The sequence below is a fragment of the Micromonospora sp. NPDC003776 genome, from assembly GCF_053605645.1.
On record NZ_JBSGJR010000601.1, the window covers coordinates 1 to 4,113 of the forward strand.

The window sequence follows — 4,113 nt, forward strand, 5'->3', positions numbered from 1 at the left end:
GCCGGCCGGTCGGTGGATCCCGCTGGTCGCACGGTCAGCTTCAGGCCGGGACCTTGGCGGTGGCGTCGACGATGCCCTTGAGCAGGTCGACCACCCGCGGGCCCCAGCGGGAGGCGATGTCGTCGTCCAGCGCGACGATCTGGTTGTTCTTCACCGCGGTGACGCCGGCCCAGCCGCTGCGGGCCTTGACGGTGTCCGGGGTCTGCTTGCAGCACTTGGTGTCGGCCAGGAAGACGAAGTCCGGGTTCGCCTTGACGATCACCTCCTGCGAGAGCTGGGGGTAGCCGCCGTTCTTGCCGTCGGCGTCCGACGGGTCGGCGATGTTCTCCAGCCCGGCCAGGGCGTAGATCGAGCCGATGAAGGTCTTGCTGGTCGCGCTGTACAGCTCCGGGCCCAGCTCGTGGTAGTAGGTGAGCTTCTTCGCGCGCTTCGGCAGGTCCTTGGTGAGCGCGGCGATGTCGTCCTTCATCTGCTGCGTGACGGCGTCCGCCTCGGCCGGGTGGCCGGTGAGCTTCCCGAGGTCGGTGAGCTGCTGGTACGTGTCGTCCAGGGTGGCCGCGGCCGGGGCGAGCAGCACCGGGATCTTCAGCGTGGTGAGCTGGTCGACGATCTTGTTGGTGTCGTTGGAGAGCACCACCAGGTCGGGGCTCTTACCGGCGATCGCCTCGGCGTTCGGCTGGAAGCCGGAGAGGTCGCTCTTCGGCGCCTCCGCCGGGAAGTTCGACTGGTCGTCCACGGCGGTGACCTGCTTGCCGGCGCCGATCTTGAAAAGCATCTCGGTCGCCGTGGGCGAGAGGGAGACGATCTTCTCGGGCCGCTTCTCCAGGGTCAGCTTGCCGACGGTGACCGGGAAGCTGGCGGCCGCCGAACTACTGCCGGCGGCGGGCGTGTCGGTGGCGGTCTTCTCGGCGCAGCCGCCGAGGAGCAGGGCGCCGACCGCGAGGGCGGCGGCGAAGAGCTGGGGGGTACGTCTGGACATCGGTCCTCCTGTCGGTCGAGGAGCGTGGTGCTTCGCCGACAGGGATCGCCCGGGGCGGCCCGTCCGCGAGGCGCCCTTCCTCGAGAGCGCGTGTCGCGACCGACCGCAGGCGACCTGGCTCGTCCCCGCCAACGGTGGCGGCCGGAGGCCGACGCCGTGCGGGGCATCACAGTTGCGGGACAGCGCCGGTTTCACACCGGCTTCGCTGCGGGTTGGTCGGTAGCACCGTAGCGCACGACCAGCGGAGATCGTCCGGACGGGAGGGGGTGGGGCCCCGCGGGCCCACCCCGACCGGATCCTCATGTCGGCAATGATTTTCCATGCGTTCACCTCTGGCGAAACTTCCTTCCAGGCGCGACAGTGAACGGCAACGATGTCGTTCACCTGTGGAGTTGCCATGGCACTGACATCCCTGCGCGCGGTCGCCGCCGCCGGCGTCACCGCGCTCGCCCTCCTCGGCACCACGGCCCCGGCCGCGGCCGGAAAGCCGGGCGGCGGCGGCACCACCGTCACCCACGACGAACAGATCACCTGGCAGGGCTGGTCCGGCACCGGCTGGTCGGCCGGCACCGCCGCCGGCACCACGGCCACCACCGCCGGCCTCACCCTGGCCACCCCGATCGGCACCACGGTCTACAAGGACCCGCACAGCAGCACCCGACGCACCTGGGCGTACGGGACGTGGACCTCGCCGCTCACCGAGGTCGGCTTCGGCGCCACCGAGCTGGTCGCCTCGTGGAACGCGGACACGCCGGCCGGCACCTGGGTCCAGGTGGAGCTCCAGGGCACCTACACCACCGGCACCCGCACCCCCTGGTACGTCATGGGCCGTTGGGCCTCCGGCGACGGCGACATCAAGCGGACCAGCGTCGACAAGCAGGGGGACAAGACCTCCAGCGTGTGGACCGACACCTTCGCGATCAACAACCCGGCCGCCGGGGTGCTGCTGCGGGCGTACCAGCTCCGGGCGACCCTCTACCGCGACCCGGCGCTGACCGTCTCGCCGGTGCTCCGCTCGGTCGGGGCGATGAGTTCGAACGTCCCGGACCGGTTCAGCGTCACCCCGAGCGCCGGCGGGATCGCCTGGGGCACCGAACTGGCCGTGCCGCGCTACTCGCAGGAGATCCACGCCGGGCAGTACCCCGAGTACGACGGCGGCGGTGAGGCCTGGTGCTCGCCGACCTCCACCGAGATGGTGGTCGAGTACTGGGGCCGCAAGCCCTCTCCGGCCGACACGTCCTGGGTGAACCCGGCCTACGCCGACCCGACGGTCGACCACGCCGCCCGGATGACCTACGACTACCAGTACCAGGGCACCGGCAACTGGCCGTTCAACACCGCGTACGCGGCCAGCTTCCCCGGCCTGGAGGCCAAGGTGACCCGGCTGCACTCGCTGGACGAGGTGGAGCACTTCATCGCCGCCGGCATCCCCGTGGTGACCAGCCAGTCCTTCATGGCCAGCGAGCTGGACGGGGCCGGCTACGGCACCGCCGGGCACCTCATGGTGGTGGTCGGCTTCACCGCCACCGGCGACGTGATCGCCAACGACCCGGCCTCACCCAGCGACGCCGCCGTCCGGCACGTCTACCGGCGCGACCAGTTCGAGCAGATCTGGCTGCGCACCAAGCGCACCACCGCCAGCGGCGGCACCGGCAGTGGCTCCGGCGGCGTCGTCTACCTGATCAAACCGACCACGGTGGCCTGGCCGTCCGTGGCCGGCTCCACCAACTGGTGATCCATCCCTTCACACCGTACGGAGTTCACATGGTCCGACCAGCCCTACGCGCCGTCGCCCTCGCCGGCGTCGCCGCCCTCGCCCTGTTCGGCGTCGCGGTCCCCGCCCACGCCGACAACAACCTGCCCGTCGTCGCGCACGACGAGCAGATCACCTTCAAGGAGTTCTCCAAGTACCCGGACTGGCAGGCCGGCACCCACCAGGGCACTTACGACATCCCGGGGTACCGGACCGGGATCACCATCGGCCAGCCGGCCGGCACCACCCAGTTCACCGACGAGCACACCGGCACCACCCGCAGCTGGGAGTACGCCACCTGGACCTCGCCCGAGCAGCAGATCGGCTTCGACGCCACCGAGCTGGTGGCCTCGTGGAACGCCGAGACCCCGCCCGGCACCTGGATCCAGGTCGAGCTGCACGGCACGTACAACACCGGGGCGCAGACCCCCTGGTACGTGATGGGCCGCTGGGCCTCCGGCGACCAGGACATCAAGCGGGCCACCCTGGACGGCCAGGGCGACCCCTGGTCGACCATCTGGACCGACACCTTCTCCATCGACGACGCCAAGGCGGGCGTGCTGCTGCGGTCCTACCAGCTCCGGGCGACCCTCTACCGGGCGCCGGGCCAGGCCGCCTCGCCGCGGGTCTTCATGCTCGGCGCGATGAGCTCGAACGTGCCGGACCGGTTCACCGTCACCCCGAGCAAGGGCGGGATCGCCTGGGGCACCGAACTGGCCGTGCCGCGCTACTCGCAGAACATCCACAAGGGCGAGTACCCGGAGTACGACAACGGCGGTGAGGCCTGGTGCTCGCCGACCTCCACCGAGATGGTGGTCGAGTACTGGGGTCGCAAGCCCTCGGCCGAGGACACCGCCTGGGTCAACCCGGCCTACGCCGACCCCACCGTCGACCACGCCGCCCGGATGACCTACGACTACGAGTACGAGGGCGCAGGCAACTGGCCGTTCAACACCGCGTACGCGGCCAGCTTCCCGGGGCTGGACGCGCGGGTCACCCGGCTGCACTCGCTGGACGAGGTGGAACGCTTCATCAAGGCCGGCATCCCGGTCGTCACCTCGCAGTCCTTCCTGGCCAGCGAGCTGGACGGGGCGAACTACGGCACCTCCGGGCACCTGTTCGTGGTCGTCGGCTTCACCGCCGACGGCGACGTGATCGTCAACGACCCGGCCTCCTCCTCGGACGAGGCGGTGCGCAACGTCTACAAGCGGTCCCAGTTCGAGCAGATCTGGCTGCGCACCAAGCGGTACCGGGCGAACGGCACCGTGGCCGGCGGCTCGGGCGGCATCGCGTACCTGATCAAGCCGGCGGACCGGCCCTGGCCGGTCGTGCCGGGCTCGACCAACTGGTGACCGGGCGGGCCCGGCCGCCGTCCCTCTAG

Annotated in this window: 3 protein-coding genes and 1 riboswitch; of the genes, 2 read left to right on the forward strand and 1 reads right to left on the reverse strand. The window is 70.7% G+C overall.

Annotated elements, in window-relative coordinates; translation table 11 throughout:
• Nucleotides 1-40: 40 nt before the first annotated feature.
• Entirely contained in the window at nucleotides 41-979 is a 939-nt protein-coding gene (locus tag ACWEVO_RS31700) for an ABC transporter substrate-binding protein (RefSeq protein WP_452311135.1), read from the reverse strand.
• 113 nt (nucleotides 980-1,092) lie between these two features.
• Nucleotides 1,093-1,180, reverse strand: a riboswitch (cobalamin riboswitch).
• Nucleotides 1,181-1,376: 196 nt separating this feature from the next.
• Between ACWEVO_RS31700 and ACWEVO_RS31705 the strand changes: the two genes are divergently transcribed.
• Nucleotides 1,377-2,714 (forward strand): C39 family peptidase, encoded by a 1,338-nt coding sequence (locus ACWEVO_RS31705; RefSeq protein WP_452311136.1) that lies wholly within the window; start codon nucleotides 1,377-1,379, stop codon nucleotides 2,712-2,714.
• 29 nt (nucleotides 2,715-2,743) lie between these two features.
• The gene (locus ACWEVO_RS31710; RefSeq protein ID WP_452311137.1) at nucleotides 2,744-4,084 is read left to right on the forward strand and encodes a C39 family peptidase; all 1,341 of its coding nucleotides are present in this window, start codon (nucleotides 2,744-2,746) and stop codon (nucleotides 4,082-4,084) included.
• The last annotated feature ends 29 nt before the right edge of the window (nucleotides 4,085-4,113 follow it).

Excerpts from the sequence above, each read along its gene's own strand:
- ACWEVO_RS31700 (WP_452311135.1), bottom strand. The coding sequence starts at position 979 with ATGTCCAGACGTACCCCCCAGCTCTTCGCCGCCGCCCTCGCGGTCGGC.
- ACWEVO_RS31705 (WP_452311136.1), top strand. The coding sequence starts at position 1,377 with ATGGCACTGACATCCCTGCGCGCGGTCGCCGCCGCCGGCGTCACCGCG.
- ACWEVO_RS31710 (WP_452311137.1), top strand. The coding sequence starts at position 2,744 with ATGGTCCGACCAGCCCTACGCGCCGTCGCCCTCGCCGGCGTCGCCGCC.